Raw genomic sequence first — 15,803 nt, 5'->3', positions numbered from 1 at the left:
ACTTCGGAGTAAGAAGAGAAACCCCGCGTCGCTACGCTCCGATGGGTGGCAGCCTTGCTCCGGTCCGGGTGGCAGGCTTCACATGGAATGGGTGGCAACCTTCAGCGGTTTACGCAACCTGGAGGCGGTCCGGGATTATTTGCGAGAGCACCACCCGGAGCTGGCAAGCGGCCAGCGAGGATTGACGATGACAGCCGAAGAGGTTGCCCAGCTGGTCGACAAGACCTGTCAAACCGTTGAAGGTCGTGCGGTCAAAGACAGGCAGCATTATCTCGTGAAGCTGCTGGATGAAGGGGTGAAAACCCGGAATTGGCAGCTGCCTGTCCCGATGCCTGTGCAGAGCGTCCAGATGTTTTCCTCGTTCACCACCCCTGACATGGGAGCCCGATTGGCCGACTACGACCGTATAAATGATGCGTTCCTGGCCAGCCTGGAGAGTGCCGCTCCTGAGCTGCCAGCCGAAGAGGCCATGGCGAGGGATGCTGGTGAGTTACTGTACAGCCTGGTTTTTCATAGTGGCGTTACCGCGCGTCGATGGTTCAACCGGCTGAGTGAGGCGATCCGGCAGGGTGCCGGTAGCGCCGGTGATTACACATGGCTGGAATTGGAATCGACCTCGCTTGGCGGGCGTACCCGTCCCTCAACCGACACCTGCCGTAGGGTCATTCTGGCGCCTATCACCGAACTGCTGCTTCGACGCTGGTACCTGCGCTGGGGCAGCAATTGGCCAGAGGTAAATGAGGTAAAAGGTAAGGCGTCTCCGGATGAGGAACTGCTGACGCGCTTTGTCGGTGGGCTCATTGAGGCAAACCGGATTACCTTGAACCGGCCGTTGCATGTTTTTGCGGTTGCCGAGGCAAACCTGGTCATGGTCGCGCCAGGTTTCCTGGTTCACTACGCCCGAACACCTGACCTGGGCGCTTCTTTGCCATTGTCTAACTGGATGCGATTGTTGACCGGTGGGACGGTGGTCCAACCTGCACTGCAAGCATCTCAGGCCGAACGTGAGAACGAGATGGTCGGCTCTCCGGCTCTCATCATTCCTGAATTCCCGTTGACCGACCAAAAACCATTTTTCAAACGTCTGATGAAGCGGGTGCGGTTCCTGGCATCTGAAGCGTTGACCGCCCAGGGGGCCAGGACGGAAAGGCAACGGAGGGATGTATTGGCAACGAAAGCGGAGGTGTTCAAAACGCTCGACAAAATTGCAGAAGAGAAGGGGTGCTCCATTCTGGTGCAGTTGATGTGTCACTACGTTCGAGCGCTTCTGAGAACCGACGAGAGTGTGTCACCGGCCTTGCAGCAAAAGATTCGCAATCTTCAACACCTGGAACTTTTGCTGCCCTATGCAACTGACATTCCGAACCCTGAAAGCCTGGACTCGGATGAGTGGCAATCGATCTATGAGACGGTGGTGAGCGGCTTTCCCGGTAACGGTGGAGCACTCAGACAGACATTATCCGAGTGGCACGAATTTCTTCACCGATATTACGGAATGCCTCGTATCCCAATGGAGGAGGGCTCAGGCTATGGCGTCGACGCGGCAATACTGACGCCTCTGGAGTATCACCGGGCAAAGAGCTTTTTGTTGGCTCGTGCCGACGATGAGCTGGCGGGAATACAGCTGGCCCTGTTGATTATGGGGTTCCGTTGTGGGCTTCGGCGAACCGAGTGTTGGGCCCGGCAATACGGAGATTTCCATGGCCTCGGGGATCCTACCGTTAACGATCCCGAGCTGCTCGTACGCCCCACCAAAATTGCCGGCGTAAAGTCGGACGCGGCAATCCGCCGACTTCCTTTACGCTTGCTTTTAACCGGAGATGAACTGGAGTGGTTGACCGGGTTTGTGAATGGGCGCAAGTTGCGGCGCGCCAACGATGAGGCGCGTGACGCCTTGTTCGAAGATCCAGTCAGCGGAACCTTTCGAATCCAGGAAAAATGGGCGTTTGATGGGCTGACGGCCCTACTCAGATCCGTGTCGGGTGATGAAAATATACGTTTTCACCATCTGAGACACAGTTTTGCAACGCTGACCTTGCTGCGATTGCTGGAGCGCAAACCTTTTGACCTCTTGCCGGAAACTTGGGTTCGGTCGAATGACGTAGAACTCATGCCAGCCGTGCACGGCTCAGGCAACACGGTGAATGCTGGAGTCGCTAACGCCTGGCGGCCGCTTTCTCAGCTGGCTCAGTGGATGGGCCATTCGAGTGAAAGGGTGACCCTAAAAAGCTACACCCACCTGCTGGATCTCGCACTTCGCCAGTACTTGCTTAGCGATGATCGGTCTTACACGATTGCACAGCAGCAAGCGCTTCTAGACAAAACGTCAGGTGCACTTGAACGATTCCGGCACCGTTCACAGCTAAAGGACCGAGTGACACCCGGAATAATATTGGCAGCTGTGGCTCGAATACCTGCGAAAGGCCTGATGGCGCTTCCGAAAATCAGCGATAAAAAGAAGGAATTGCCACCCGTTGTTAACCGGGTGGCCGAAGACATCAATCCGCTGCTGCCGTATCGGGTTTCGTGCCAGGTTTTCATTCGGACGCAGGCGCAGCTTCATGAGCCCCTGCCTGTGGCATTGGAGAAAACGGCGGCCCAGTTGGATCTGGATTTGCCGATCGTGCAGCAGTGGTATGAGCGCTCGGCGTTGCTGATGAACAGCTCTACTGGCATGACCGGAACACCCTCACCGACTCGAAAGCTTGGCATTCGGTTGAGTTTTTCGTTGAGACCGAAATCAGAGCTAGCTAACACCGAATTGTATAAGGCCTTTACGCTGATTTTTCGGGCACCGGAATTACCGACCTATATCAGCCCTCCCCAATCGAAATCCGCGTTTCAGGAGTGTATGCAGTTCTTCAAATGGCTGTCTGACTGGATGGCCGAAGACCCGGAGTCTGGGCGACGAGCGCTTATTGCCGCAGCCGAGAGCGTGCAGCGGAGTAAGGCTCCGCTCCGGCCCCTGGGAAGGTCAAGGCAGATTGCCTTTATGGCTCTGATGAAGAAGTTTCGCCTCGGAGCAAGGGCTACTATTACGCTGACGGTCAAAGAAGAGAACAGAAAAGCAGCTTTAAAGTTCTGGGGACAGAGCTTGGGTGTTGCGCAAAACGCCATCATTATCCGGCCGGCCGAGGACATAAGAATCCCTAAGCATGGCAATGTCAGCTTTGATTGGAAAGCCCCGCACAAGCTTGGCAAATACCTTTGGCCCACCATTCGGTTTGTGGTGTTCACCGGGTGTGTGCTGTACGACGCAGTGCCTGAGAGTTTCCGAGACGGGAGCTTTGATGCTGACACGCTGGATGATGAAAGTGAGAAGGGCGCCGTCCCTGGCTAAGATGTTCACGCTATTGAGTGTTGGAGGAAAGATCTAACGACTCCACGATCAGGCGGCCTCCCGAAGGAAATCTCAGCAGCTTCAGGCTGGCGGTCACTCGGTTGCCTAATACCGGTACGCCAGTCTGAACTGCCTGAGCCTGCGCGAGATAAGCCATCACCTGTCGTCCGCGACAGTGCAGGGTTAGTTGATAAATGGTTTTCTGAGTGCGAGCTGACTGGAACGGATGCACTCCGAGAACCGTAAACTGATCCCTCCAAAAGGCTAGATGAAGGCCCGCAGTGTCAATCGCCGGATTGGCCATTAGTATGTCCTCCATTCATGCTCCAGTTCCTGAAGCCGGTTGATCAGCATTGGAAGAGAGTCACGGCCCGCTTCCAGATTCTGCTTAACGAGTTCGCAGTACACCCAGGTTTCCATCGCCTCCTGGTTGGTGCGTTCTCCTCCCAGACCAAGGATGGCCACCAGATGACAGCCCTCTTGCAGGATGCCCATGGCCACACACAGGCTGCTAGCCAGATTACGAACGGTGCGCCGTTCGGCAGGTATCAGACGGTTCAACGGCATGGCCGCCAATAACATCAGCTCAGACCTCATCGCTTGCTGCCTCCTCTTCCGGTGTTACCTTGGCCTCGAACTCATTGATCAACAGCCGCTCAAACGCAGAACCATCCCGACGGGTCAGGTTCGGCACATACCGGCTATAAACCCGGAACAGCATTTCGGTCGTAGTGTGCCCCATCTGCCGGGCAATCCATTCCGGGTTCTCGCCAGCGGCCAGCCACAACGTGGCGGCAGTGTGGCGGGTCTGGTACGGCCGGCGCTTTCGTAGGCCCAGATGGCTGAGCAGGGGGTACCACACCCGCTTGGTGACGTTGTTGTGCTCAAGCGGATTGCCTGCGCCATTACAGAACACAAAAGTGTTGTTGCCGGTGGCCTTGCGCTGATCCTTCAGGGCGTCGTAGACCAGTTGAGGCATTTCAATGTGCCGGTAGCTGCCGTCGGTTTTGGTCTGCTCGATCTCGCCATTCACCAGTGCCTGGCGAACCAGAATCTGCCGGCGTTGAAAGTCGACGCAATCCCACTGCAGCCCGTCGATCTCACCGGTCCGAAGACCGGTAAAGAAGCGAACGGTGTAGTAGTTCCTGAAGTCCGCCCGAACCGTGGCGAGAATCAGCCGAACTTCCTCCAGCGAAAACGGCTCCACATCGGACCGCGGCACCTTCAGTGATTTGATCCCCTGAAAGGGTGAGGTAAACTCAAATCGGTTGGCTGCCTCTCCCAGAATCATGCGCAAAGGCGTCATGATGCGGTTGATACGGCTGGCGGAAAGTGGCTTTTTGCTCCGGGTCTGAACTTTGGCGAGGGACGCCCGGAACGAAAGAATTTCCTGCCTGGTGATGTGGCCAACCTCCTTCTCCCCAAACTCCGGGATCAGGTAATTCTTCAGAGTGCCTTCGATGGTGGTGATGTGCGACTTTCGCCACTGCACCCGCATCTCATCCATCCAGGTTTCACAAAACTCACTGAACAACGGCGTGTCGTGAGCTTCGCGAGAACGCCGGAGCTCTGCTTGCCTCGTGAACTCCTGGGCTTTGGGGCTGTTTGGGAAATATTTGTGGTACTCGAAAGTGCCCAGTGTGATTTCCGCTTCGATTCGTTTGAGAATCGCCTGGAGTTTTTTCCGGTTTGCGGGCGTGTTATCAAGAGCGGTCTGCTCTCGGCAGCGCTTACCTCGAAAATGGAAATCGAAAAACAGCTTCTGTGTTGCTTCGCGTACTCGAATGCTAGCCATGCATACGTCCTCCGTTGGCCATAGGAATAGAAAGTGAGTGGTGGCCGGAGTGCAGCGCCATATCTCGCTGGATGGGCTCCCACATGTAAAGAATTTTCCGGCCGCCAAACGGCCGAATGTAATGAACGCCTTCGAGGAGCACGGAGTCTTTCAGGCGCTCGCGAATCGTCCGGGCTTCATAGCGAATCCGTTCTGCAAGCTCTTCGGTGGTCAGGTATTCGGTAGTGTTCATATGTTTCTCCTAGGCTTTCTTTGTAGCGTACAAGCTACATATTAAGCCTATTTTCGACGCTGTCAACAGTCTTTTGTAGGTTTTAATCATCATTGGATGCGGGTTTGCGTCTTATGAGGTATCATCGCTACACACTCAAAGGCCTGCCGACCATGATCAGATTTCGTCTAAAAGAACTAATCGCAGAGAAAGGATTTCAAGAAAATCGAAGGGTTACGCTGGATGAGGTTTCGAAGGAGACTGGAATCCACAGGACGACGCTATCCAAAATTGCGAACCAGCGTGGCTATAACACGACGACAGAAATCCTGGACAAGCTTTGCATCTACTTTGGAGTGGAGCTGCAAGAAGTGGCACAGCACGTTGAAGAGCCAGAAGATGGTGATTGAGAACCATCGGAAGGAAATCTTGTAAATTTCACCATTGGTGCAAGAGTCACCAAGAGCTGGATGTTCGACGCCAGCCAACGCTGCGGGTACATCAGAACGAACGTTTAATTGTTGAGTTTATTAACTTTTCCCACCTTTCTATACCTCCCCTCCAGGGGGTGAGGTTCTAGCTTCCCTCGTGAAATCTCGCTATGGTAGTCTCAATGACCTTTGGTCGTTTTTCTAAAAATTATAATCACTCGCGGTACCACCGGACGGTTAAGGACATAGCGTGCAGTTCAAACGGTTGCTTGACACCCTGGCTCGGTCGTCAGCTCAAGCGGTTACAACGCTGGGGGCGGGACAAAAAGAGCAAGACGAACTAAAAGAGTACCTCTACGTCGAAACGAGGATTGAGAAAGACTTCAGAGATCTTCTGAATTCGAACCTTTCGTCAGAAAGTGTCATCTTCTTGTGTGGCTCTTCCGGTGACGGAAAGTCTGAAATTCTAAAACGCTATTACGAGACCTACTCAGACAGAATCAGGTTTCACCTAGATGCTACTCATGCGTTTAAACCCGATCAAGATGCAATTGAAGCGTTAGACCAGCTCTTTGACGAGCACCGTGAGTCGGACAAGCCGCTGGTCATTGGAATAAATGTCGGGATGCTATTTAACTTTGCATCTCAAGGACATCCCCGCCACGAAAACATCAGGAGTGCCATTGAATCCTACCTCCAAAGTGGGGACGAAATTTCAGTCTCATACAAGTTCCTTAACTTTGAACAGTATCCGAAATTCAGTATTGAGGACGGAAAGACCGGATCGAGCTTTATCAGTGAATTGTTTTCGCGCGTAGTTGCCTCCAATGAAAAAAATCCGCTACATCTTGCATATCTGGATGCGGTGCGAACGAATCCCAGCACTCTGACTCTGAACTATGAGTTACTCAAACACGAGCAGGTGCGTGATCGGATAGTCCACTTGCTTCTTTCTGCTAGATTGAAATTTGATCAATTTCTTTCTGCGCGGGCTCTGCTCGATTTCGTTCACCATTTGATTTGCGGACCCAGCTTGCTTTTCAACAATCTATTTGTGGCTGGTCACAATGACTTGAGTGATGTTATCAGCCATTTTGACCCATGCACGATTAGGTCTCGGAGTATTGATCAGTTCCTCATTCAGCATCCTCTAGGTATCAGAGAAGAGGCTTTCGATGAGTTCCAGAATTCAGTGCAGGAAGCCCTAGGCATAGTCGACATTGAGTCGGCTGGTTGGTTACGATTTTTCTACCTTTTTCAAGATATCGCCATTGGAAATAACTTTCATGAACGTTTCAAAAAGGATTTTGAACAGCCGCTTTACGACAGATACATTGAGATTTGGCGTTTACATAAAAGTTATGATGGAAGCGCTGAGGAGCGTCAAAATCTGAGAAGTTTCTATAAGGATGAGCTTGTATATGCACTGGTTCGATTTGGAAACAGGTTGGATCCGTCATTAACTGCAAAACAGCATTTATTTTTGTGCTCCAGAAACGGCATCTTTATTTCGGCAGTTGCCGATATTAAGCCTGACCTCAAAAGAATTGAAAATGAAGAGATGGCAAATATCCACGAGTTTCCGGTTTGCCTTAAGGTTGGTGATGAACCACTTCAAACGTTTAATGTAAACCTTAGTTTTCTTGAGCTGGTTTCTAAAATAAACGATGGGTACAGGCCGAATAAGCACGATAAGAATACGATTGTGATTTTGGAGGAGATCGTCGACGACGTAATAAAAGTCGTCATTCGTTCAAACAAGCTGATGCTTTCGGATGGTAGACAACACGTTTATCTTACGAATGAAATTGAAGACAGTGAGATCGTTGTCGGAGGTGTCGAGTGAGTATTTCCGATAACTTGTTTGCGCTGGATGAACAAGAAATTCAGAACAAAAACTTCGTTAACCATTTTCTGCCATTTCGGTCTCAGTCGTCTGGCCTTGATTTTGAAGCAATAGCTGGAAGCATTTTGACGGTGGCTTTTCAAAAGCGGCTTGAGAAAGGCTCAACGTTAGAGAGTTTTAAGTCCTCAGTTTATGGTCGCTTACAGTATAAGCTAACGGACAAAGAAATTTTCCCTCTTATTGAAAAGATGTATTTCGATAATGAAGCGGCAGGTTTGTTTAAAGTTTCTCCGGAATTTCTAATTGCCAAAGCCGCTCAGGCTGAGGCATCTACTAATAAACATGTTGCGCAAGTTTTTATCGGCTTCATTCGTGACTCGAATCGAAGATTTCCGAAACTCAGCAGTGAAGTGAATTTCCTAGAGCAAGAGCTTGTTGAAGCGTTCCATCAGCAATTGACTGATTGTAATGAGGATCCCGTTGAGAGGCCTTATTTGCCATTTATGTCAGAGCTCTTTTCCCAGGATCTTGGCTTTCTTTTGGAGCACCCCGGATATTTCTTAGACAACCTTAGAGCATTTTTTAGCCTTTATACCTTTTTATATAGCTCCCAGTTGGCATTGAACATCAATGGTTGGACGGAGCAGCCTGCTAGTAAACCACTTTTTTTCATTCTTGATACCGAGAAGGCTAGCTTAGAGCGGAATCAGGTTAGAGAAGCTTTTCGTCACCTGAGGACGAAAGCTTTCGATCTATTCCCGGTTCTTTCTATGCTTGAATATCTGAATCAACCGAAGAATAGGAAAGCGATAAAGTTTCCTCTTTGGAAGATTTTTTTAGATATAAACGAGATGGATACGTTACAGCGTAATAGCATTAATAGCTCGCTGATAAGGTTCTGCGAAAAGTATCGAGAAAAAAGAAAATTTCCACCTCTTGAAGAATATCCTCAATCAACGAAAGAACTGATTGAGATTCTCAGTAGAACTGCCAAGGAAATTTTTGGGACAAAAGGTACGAACCAACACGCTGTAAACAATAAATTTGTGAACGCATTTGAGAATGAAATTGCTCCACACTTTGTCCAGGTGAGGGGGCGCTCAGGAAGAGTGCTGACAATTTCTCAAGATTATCTACTCCTTCTCACAAACCTGGCTATCGGCAGTAGAAAGCAGATTCAGTTCCAAGAGCTGCTTCAGGAGTTTAGAAAACGTGGGGTCTGGTTCGACAGACAGTCAGAGCAAGCGATCATCAGGTTTTTGGAGCGAATTGGTAATGTCGAGCGAATGAGCGATAGCGGAGATGCGGTTTATGTCCGAAAAACACTTTGAAGCCTTCTTGGTAAGTAATCTACGTGGTTGGCTTCAGTCCCGGATAGAAGCGGGCGCCCGGTATCAGTTCAAATCACCAGACCCAGACAACACAATACGTCTTGTTTCGGAGTTGTTAGAACAGTGTGATGGTCGACTACATTATGGCGAGCACGAACTTTCATATCTCCAGATTAATGATGTGCGTTTGTTGGTGACCGGGCATTTGGAGCAGCCTGATATTCAGAATGGTTGCTACACGGAAAACTACATATCAAATCTTCGGGATACTGTGGCAGCTGAGATGCCCCCTTTCGAGGGGTGCGCTTTGCTAATCGTACATAACAGCCTTCTTGATACTTTGATTAATAGTGCGTTCGACCTGGCCCAGGGCGACGCTGTTTGGTCGCCTAATCAAACAAAAAATGAGCTGGATCTCATGATATCTGGTGGCCTTCAGAATCAAGTTGCTTCCCGGTGTCTCTTAGAGCACCAAGCCCGGATAATCACGGAAGAAGGCTCCAGTGTATTCGGATTTCGACATCTCCATGATGCATTGCTAGACGGAGACCTGCGATTCCAAGAGCTAGGGCTGTTCAACGACCCGCAGGTGTTAAGCAATTCGAATGAGAAGCAGGTAGCGCGCCGACTGGAGTCGAATCGCCAGCTAAGGGAAGAGATTGAGTTTGCCGTTGAGCATTTCCCGAATGACTTGGAAGACAAGCTGACAAAGTTTGGATCAAAATTCATACAAGAACATTTTGGAGAAGGAGCTGAAGTTCCCTGGACCGAGCTCAACTACCAAGAGTTTCGAGACGAAGAGGAACTCCAGAAAAAGCTGACTCTCGACTATGAAGGGGTCGAGGTTAATGGCTGCGAAATCGACGTAAGAGATAAGAAAGACACCTCGGCGGGTAGGCGAGATAAGCATCTGATTATTGAAGTTCCGAGTGGACAGGACCTGTTCAGCTTCAAGATCAAGTTCGTTGGTCAGCGATTAGAAAAAAAGGAGCTTTTGGTTACGCCAAGAGCTATGTCTGACGTCATTGACATTGATTTCTCTTTTAGAGGTGACAAGTCGACCTTCGTTATCTCCGGACCATGTAGTGGTGAACCGGAGTTTTTTAGTCTGAGACTCAATCGAGATTCTTCGAACGAAAAATACAGCTTTCATTGTCTAGTAGTGCAACAGGGGGTCTTTTATCTTTCGGCCTTTGAGAATCGCTTTCTCATCGATAGAAGGAGAAGAGCACTCGTACTCCAGGCAGACCAACATCGCCTTGACGTTAATCCTGACGTCACCCCTGAGACCGTGTTATCCGACAGCGGTGAAACAATTGACGTAAATTCAGTGGGAAAGATCGATTTCGAGCAGCTCTACGATGAGTCTGACGAAGTTAATTTCACCCTGACGAATGGGGACAGGTCTCTCTTTGTACTCGTTGAAGGAGAACCGAGCAAAGAAGCACTGCGGCTACCAGTGATTTTTGATCCAAGTCGGTTTGCCAGGCTTTTTAAAGACGATAACTTCAATGGTGTGTATCGGCCAGGGAAAGAGACCGTCGTCTTCGATAGCCAAGAATCGGAGCCAGTGTTCTTCCGAAAAGCCTTGCTCCAGGCAGAGTCTGCCTTCGTTAATGAAGAGTGCATCGAATGGGACAATGATCGACGCAAAGGAATTCCACTTTCAAACCTTTCGCTCGCCGACGACAGAATATATCAAGCCTATGCCGCCCTTGTTTCTTACTTTCAAGAGCGTAAGACGTTGCCCTCGCTGGCTAGCTGGGGGCCTGAACTTGTTGCCCTAGGTAAAGAGTATGTTCTGGCTTCCGTTGAGTACTTGGAAAAAATTAAGAAGGGTAAGCCGCTCGATAGCTCTGAACGGCTGGTGATTCGCATTGGGCTGGCAACAGTGGAGGAGCGTCGATTTTTTACTCCGTTCCATCCGCTGGTCATGGCCTACTATCTGAGTTTAGTTGAAGAAATCGTTGAAGATGGTGAAGCGCGTAGCTTTCGCGAATTACCAGAGGTTACGAAAGGACGATTAAACGCACGGGGATTACTCCCTCACCTTTTCGACAGAGACAATCGTTACAGCTATACACAGGCTGTGCCAGAGAACCCCATCTGGTTGGAGATAGTGCCACATCAGGATACAAGCTTTGATTTTGTGATAAACCTTGTAAAGCACAAAATCGAGGAGTTCACGTCTACATTTGAGCAGCTATTCCGCCAGGTCGATGACGCCCCTCTGTTAATAAACTCTGTCAACAACGCAGAAAACTCAGAGTTATTCAGAGGGCTGGTGTCCTACTATCAGGCGAACTTGCTCGGCGGTCGTCACATACACGTCAATCTCTATGACGAGAAGTTGGTCGAGACTGAGTTTGATGTTTTCGCTGAGATGGGGATGTATGACGAAATTAAGGAACGGTACGGGCTCGATAAGGGGGCCGCACGTCGCAATGCCGATGCGGTAATCGATTTACTACGAACCAGGCTAACGTTCAGCAAGTTTCAGCACAACCAAGTGGAAAAGCAAGCTTATGCTCATCTGACATTCTTCAAAAATGATCAGAAAGTGGAAGCTGTGGACAACAACATTGATGAGCACGTTTCGGGTGTTGCCTGCGCTGGACTGTTGTCAGGTGAGTCTTCGAGGAGCGAGGGCGACCGATACTTTACGGCGTTTGGCCTGAAAGGTGTCGATTACGGCTCTTCACCGCACTTGAAGCTGGCTAAGTTAATAGGAACGCTTTGGCGCCCCTCTCAGTCCAAGAACGATGTCTATCATGATCATTCGGCCACGAGCCTCGCAGTGAGTCAGGAGTTTATGTCCTTGCTGGAGCGCTCATACGATAGTTCAGTCTGGACGACCATCATAGATCCAAAGGTCACGCTGAAGTTCTTTGAAGCCACCGAAGGCGTGATTCTGATTCACTACTCCGATCAATACACAAGCTCGTCGGGTTATGACGCGATCACCGTCACTAAGCAAGTTGACCTTTATAAGAACGTCTTGGGCAATGCTGGCAATGAATTGATTCGAGAGTTCAATGCGTTCAATGGTGAATGGCTGCTCAGACTGATTACCGACCACTCGAAAGAAAAGATTGCAAAAGAAGGCATTATCGGTGCCTATAAAATCGTTAGTACCCTTTTGGCCCAGTCAGATATCACCTGGATTCCTATCTCTGTCGCCGAAATGATCAGAGTGGCCGGCAATATTGGCCTTGCGATGACGGATAGTGATTTCTCGCGCCACAACCGCAAGATCAAAAAAGGTGCAATCTCTGACGATATCTTGTTCGCAGGTTTTAAGGAAGGCCAACTCTACCTCCTACCTGTGGAGGTAAAAGCTGGGGGCCGCCCTGATTTCTCCAAGGCGAGAGAGCAGGCGGTTGAGTTGAAACGATACATGGAAGAAGACCTCTTAGGACCGGACACGCTTGCGTCGCGTCTCTATCGCGGGCTATTCATTCGCCAAGTGCTTCTGCAAATCGAGAAGTATCAGTTGTATCGAGTGTTCGAGGATAACCATTTCGAGGATTTCTTAAACCATCGCGAAGAGTGGTTAGAAGGCCGGTATGGGATCGGTCAGCTCTCGAATTATCCCGGTGCAATGGTGGTAGCTCACATCAACAATGAGTCCTGTTTTGAAGAGAAGTATGAGATAGCTGAAGAAGTTCTTCAGGCTGAAATACCGATGGGGTTACTGGATCAGCTAGTAAGGACCCCTTACCAAGAGCTTAGAGCGAAAATCGAAAACTCGTCACTTCTTCATGTTCCCAAAGAGTATTTTCTGCAGCCTCTCACTGAGCAACATCGTGCAGACACAAAAGAGGATGCAGCGAAGAAGCCTGCCCCCAATAAGGCAGAAACGGTCGTGTACCCATTTGCAAAACATGATAGCGGTATCTTCCCCGCTGCGGCTGATGATACTTCTGAAGAGAAGGTGGGCAACTCCGAACCTGCGGCACTAGCCGAGCCACTCAGAGTAGAGTTTGGCAAGGATGTTCAAAGCGGTGAGGTAGTCTATTGGGAGCCTACGAATACCGAAAAGCTCTTCAATACGAATACCGGAATTATTGGCACGATGGGCACAGGGAAGACCCAATTCACTAAGTCGCTGATTACTCAGCTTGTTCGAAATCAGAATCATAACGTTGACGGAGCCCCAATAGGGATACTGATCTTCGACTACAAGGCTGACTACGTTAAAGACGATTTTGTTCAGGCCACTAATGCCAAGGTTTTCGAACTTGACTGCTTGCCTTTCAACCCGTTCGCTTTGTTTGGAGACAAGAAAAAGCTACCGGTGCATGTTGCTGGTCAGTTCATTTCGTCGATGACCAAGTCTTATAACCTTGGCGTAAAGCAGCAAAGCAAATTACGAACTGTGATTCGGGATGCGTATGAAGCTGCCAGCATTTATTCGAATGATGAAAGCACTTGGAGTAGGCCTGCTCCAACTTTGGAAGATGTCTGGGCAGCGTTTCAGGAGCAGGAGAAGATCGACCACGACTCCTTATACGCAGCGCTCGAAGTATTATCCGCTTATGAAATCTTTGAGCCGGACACGAGTAAAACTCAATCACTCTATGACCTGATAGATGGCGTCACAGTCATCAACCTTTCCGGCTACGATCGCACCATTCAGAACCTTGTCGTCGCGTTGACACTAGATCTTTTCTACACACAGATGCATCAGCAAGGAAGTTCGCAACTTGCCGGTGACCTTCGTCAGATTTCCAAAATGATTCTGGTCGACGAAGCTGATAATTTTATGTCCCAGGACTTTGAAAGCTTGAAGAAAATTTTGAAGGAAGGGCGAGAGTTTGGCGTTGGAACCATCTTGTCGACCCAAGAATTGACGCACTTCAAAACTGGAGACAATGACTATTCGACGCTCATCCTCTCTTGGGTCATCCACCAGGTCACCAATATCAAATCGCAGGAAATTAAGGCCATCTTCAATACTCAGAGTAAGCAAGACGAAGAATACTTTATGGGCCAGATCAGGAAGTTAAATAAACATTACAGCCTATATGTAGATGGAAAAAAGAAAGTGCATAAGATGAAAGACTTGGCGTTTTGGGAACTAAAGTGATGAGTGGTGATAAAGTAATCTCCAGAAACAATTATTTCCCGGTATTTTATAACAGGATTTGCGAGGCAGTTAAAAGAAGAGAGTTTTGGGTTGATTTTCTTTTTATTTTTTGTGTTGGGTCTTTCGGCTTGTGGGTACCGCCTTTTATCGGCTGGGGCCCAAATAGCAGCTTTATGGGGAGTTTCGATGTCCTAATTTTTGGTGTCGCGACTAGTAGTATAATAATTGGAGATCGTCTTTTTATGAGTAAAGACGATGATCAAAAAGAAATGACGTCTAAAGCTTTTATATTTTTTCTATGTTTTTTTGCAATAATTCTTTATGTGAAAGGCGCTAATGATACGGGAGGCTCATACAGTGTGTGGAGCTCGCTGGGCTTGCTGCTTACGGTATTGATGTGGTTTTTCCACCATGTAAATAGAACGGAATATGACACTCAGTCTGCGGAAAGTGCGTTGGGAGGAAGTTTGTGATGCCGGGAGCCAACTATTTAAGGATTCCTGCGTTGAGAATACGACAGCCACTGGGTGATTTCTTTTCTGTTGTTTTGTCAGCGTCCGACCTTGAAAAGCTTACTTATAGTGCCAGAGCCAGGTATGAAAGACGAAATATGCTAGGCTCAGTGTTCGGTAATATTGCTGGAAATCAAAGAAAAAAGGACGAAAAGCGTGAAAAGGAGATCGCACGATTTATTGATAGCAACGAGTCCGCCTTTCCGAATTCAATAATATTGGGCGCAAATTATGAAGAAAATGGACTGCTAGTCCAAGACGAGAATGAAAGGTGGCACGTTGAAAGGGTTGACGATGAACTATTTTATTTGTGCATTCCAACTAATAAAAAAATGGCGTGCATAATTGATGGGCAGCACCGTTTGGCAGGATTTGAACATTCCGATCGAAAGGATATGGATTTGTTATGTTCTGTTTATCTTGATCTTCCTGCTCCTTACCAAGCGTATATTTTTGCAACGATTAACATCAATCAGAAAAAGGTTGACAAAAGTTTGGCTTATGAGCTTTATGGATTTAACCTTTCAGACGAAGATCGGAATAATTGGTCGCCAGAAAAGCTCGCTGTTTATATTGCAAGAGTGATGAGGTTTAAAAGAGGGTCTTTGATTGGAAAGATTTCCTTAGGTGTCGCCTTTGATGATGATCCCGGCCGAGGCTCTTCGAGTAATAAATTTGATGAAAATAAATTGGATCAAAAAGAAGAAAACACACTGGTATCACTCTCAACTATTGTCGATGGCATTCTCTCTCTCATATCGAGCAATCCTAGAAAAGATAGAGACGACATTCAAAATTACAAAAACAAGATCGGTCGAAAAGGGCTGGACCTGGGAACCGGTACGCTGCCGCTAAGGGAGAAATTTATACTTGGTCAAGATGAAGAGATTGAGGATGTAGTAGTCGATTATATGTCTAAGTATTACGACATCCTTGTTGCGGGAAGTGCCGAGCATTCTTACCTGCGAAAAACCGTTGGTTTTATCGGTAGTTTTGCGTTTCTTAAGGATTACCTAAAGAAAAGGAGCGGAAATTATGACGGATCAGAAATTGAAAGATTTTTCGAGAAAGCTAAAAATGTAGATTTTTCAGTCTCATTCTTTAGTGCTTCTGCAGTTGGCTCATCGAGAATTAGGAGTTTATTGCTACTTATCTCTGGATTAAAAGGACTAGAGGATTTTTCTGACAGCAGAGACTATGCAGAGATTGTGGAAATCAGCCACTCGCTCATCTGAGCAAATGGCTATC

General features: G+C 48.5%; 10 protein-coding genes. 7 read left to right on the top strand and 3 right to left on the bottom strand.

Annotation, left to right across the window (positions count from 1 at the left end; translation table 11 throughout):
- Positions 1-820 precede the first annotated feature (820 nt).
- On the top strand, positions 821-3,340 hold the full coding sequence (locus J122_RS17935) for a hypothetical protein (RefSeq protein WP_197463879.1): 2,520 nt from the start codon (positions 821-823) through the stop codon (positions 3,338-3,340).
- A 303-nt stretch (positions 3,341-3,643) separates the two neighbouring features.
- On the opposite strand, the gene J122_RS17925 is transcribed toward J122_RS17935, so the two are convergent.
- Genes J122_RS17925 through J122_RS17915 form a run of 3 tightly spaced genes read right to left on the bottom strand, consistent with a single transcriptional unit; the run spans position 3,644 to position 5,367 of the window.
- Positions 3,644-3,937 (bottom strand): hypothetical protein, encoded by a 294-nt coding sequence (locus tag J122_RS17925; protein ID WP_035232409.1) that lies wholly within the window; start codon positions 3,935-3,937, stop codon positions 3,644-3,646.
- Positions 3,927-5,135 carry an Arm DNA-binding domain-containing protein gene (locus J122_RS17920; RefSeq protein WP_058091259.1) on the bottom strand — a complete coding sequence of 403 codons (1,209 nt, stop codon included), beginning with the start codon at positions 5,133-5,135 and terminating at the stop codon, positions 3,927-3,929. Before J122_RS17920 ends, J122_RS17925 begins: the two co-directional genes overlap by 11 nt.
- Positions 5,128-5,367, bottom strand: a complete 240-nt coding sequence (locus J122_RS17915) for a hypothetical protein (protein WP_058091260.1) — start codon at positions 5,365-5,367, stop codon at positions 5,128-5,130. The genes J122_RS17920 and J122_RS17915 overlap by 8 nt, the downstream gene beginning before the upstream one ends.
- A gap of 152 nt (positions 5,368-5,519) precedes the next feature.
- On the opposite strand from J122_RS17915, the gene J122_RS17910 reads away from it, so the two are divergent.
- From J122_RS17910 to J122_RS17885, 6 genes are all read left to right on the top strand, one after another.
- Positions 5,520-5,756, top strand: a complete 237-nt coding sequence (locus tag J122_RS17910; RefSeq protein WP_022993304.1) for a helix-turn-helix domain-containing protein — start codon at positions 5,520-5,522, stop codon at positions 5,754-5,756.
- Between the two features lie 271 nt (positions 5,757-6,027).
- Positions 6,028-7,623, top strand: a complete 1,596-nt coding sequence (gene dptF, locus J122_RS17905; RefSeq protein ID WP_061333484.1) for a DNA phosphorothioation-dependent restriction protein DptF — start codon at positions 6,028-6,030, stop codon at positions 7,621-7,623.
- Positions 7,620-8,954, top strand: coding sequence for a DNA phosphorothioation-dependent restriction protein DptG (gene dptG, locus J122_RS17900; protein ID WP_061333483.1), 1,335 nt, complete (start codon positions 7,620-7,622; stop codon positions 8,952-8,954). Before dptF ends, dptG begins: the two co-directional genes overlap by 4 nt.
- Positions 8,935-14,043 (top strand): DNA phosphorothioation-dependent restriction protein DptH, encoded by a 5,109-nt coding sequence (gene dptH, locus J122_RS17895; protein WP_197463878.1) that lies wholly within the window; start codon positions 8,935-8,937, stop codon positions 14,041-14,043. The genes dptG and dptH overlap by 20 nt, the downstream gene beginning before the upstream one ends.
- Positions 14,043-14,516 carry a hypothetical protein gene (locus tag J122_RS17890; protein ID WP_061333481.1) on the top strand — a complete coding sequence of 158 codons (474 nt, stop codon included), beginning with the start codon at positions 14,043-14,045 and terminating at the stop codon, positions 14,514-14,516. The genes dptH and J122_RS17890 overlap by 1 nt, the downstream gene beginning before the upstream one ends.
- Entirely contained in the window at positions 14,516-15,790 is a 1,275-nt protein-coding gene (locus J122_RS17885; protein ID WP_061333480.1) for a DGQHR domain-containing protein, read from the top strand. The genes J122_RS17890 and J122_RS17885 overlap by 1 nt, the downstream gene beginning before the upstream one ends.
- Positions 15,791-15,803: the final 13 nt, after the last annotated feature.

Origin of the sequence: Marinobacter excellens LAMA 842 (genome assembly GCF_001574445.1) — a bacterium.
GTDB lineage: Bacteria > Pseudomonadota > Gammaproteobacteria > Pseudomonadales > Oleiphilaceae > Marinobacter > Marinobacter shengliensis.
The sequence above is the reverse complement of the archived record's forward strand: the minus strand, read 5'-3'. Positions and strand labels throughout refer to the sequence as shown.

Excerpts from the sequence above, each read along its gene's own strand:
- J122_RS17925 (WP_035232409.1), bottom strand. The coding sequence starts at position 3,937 with ATGAGGTCTGAGCTGATGTTATTGGCGGCCATGCCGTTGAACCGTCTG.
- J122_RS17920 (WP_058091259.1), bottom strand. The coding sequence starts at position 5,135 with ATGGCTAGCATTCGAGTACGCGAAGCAACACAGAAGCTGTTTTTCGAT.
- J122_RS17915 (WP_058091260.1), bottom strand. The coding sequence starts at position 5,367 with ATGAACACTACCGAATACCTGACCACCGAAGAGCTTGCAGAACGGATT.
- J122_RS17910 (WP_022993304.1), top strand. The coding sequence starts at position 5,520 with ATGATCAGATTTCGTCTAAAAGAACTAATCGCAGAGAAAGGATTTCAA.
- dptH (WP_197463878.1), top strand. The coding sequence starts at position 8,935 with ATGTCCGAAAAACACTTTGAAGCCTTCTTGGTAAGTAATCTACGTGGT.
- J122_RS17890 (WP_061333481.1), top strand. The coding sequence starts at position 14,043 with ATGAGTGGTGATAAAGTAATCTCCAGAAACAATTATTTCCCGGTATTT.
- J122_RS17885 (WP_061333480.1), top strand. The coding sequence starts at position 14,516 with ATGCCGGGAGCCAACTATTTAAGGATTCCTGCGTTGAGAATACGACAG.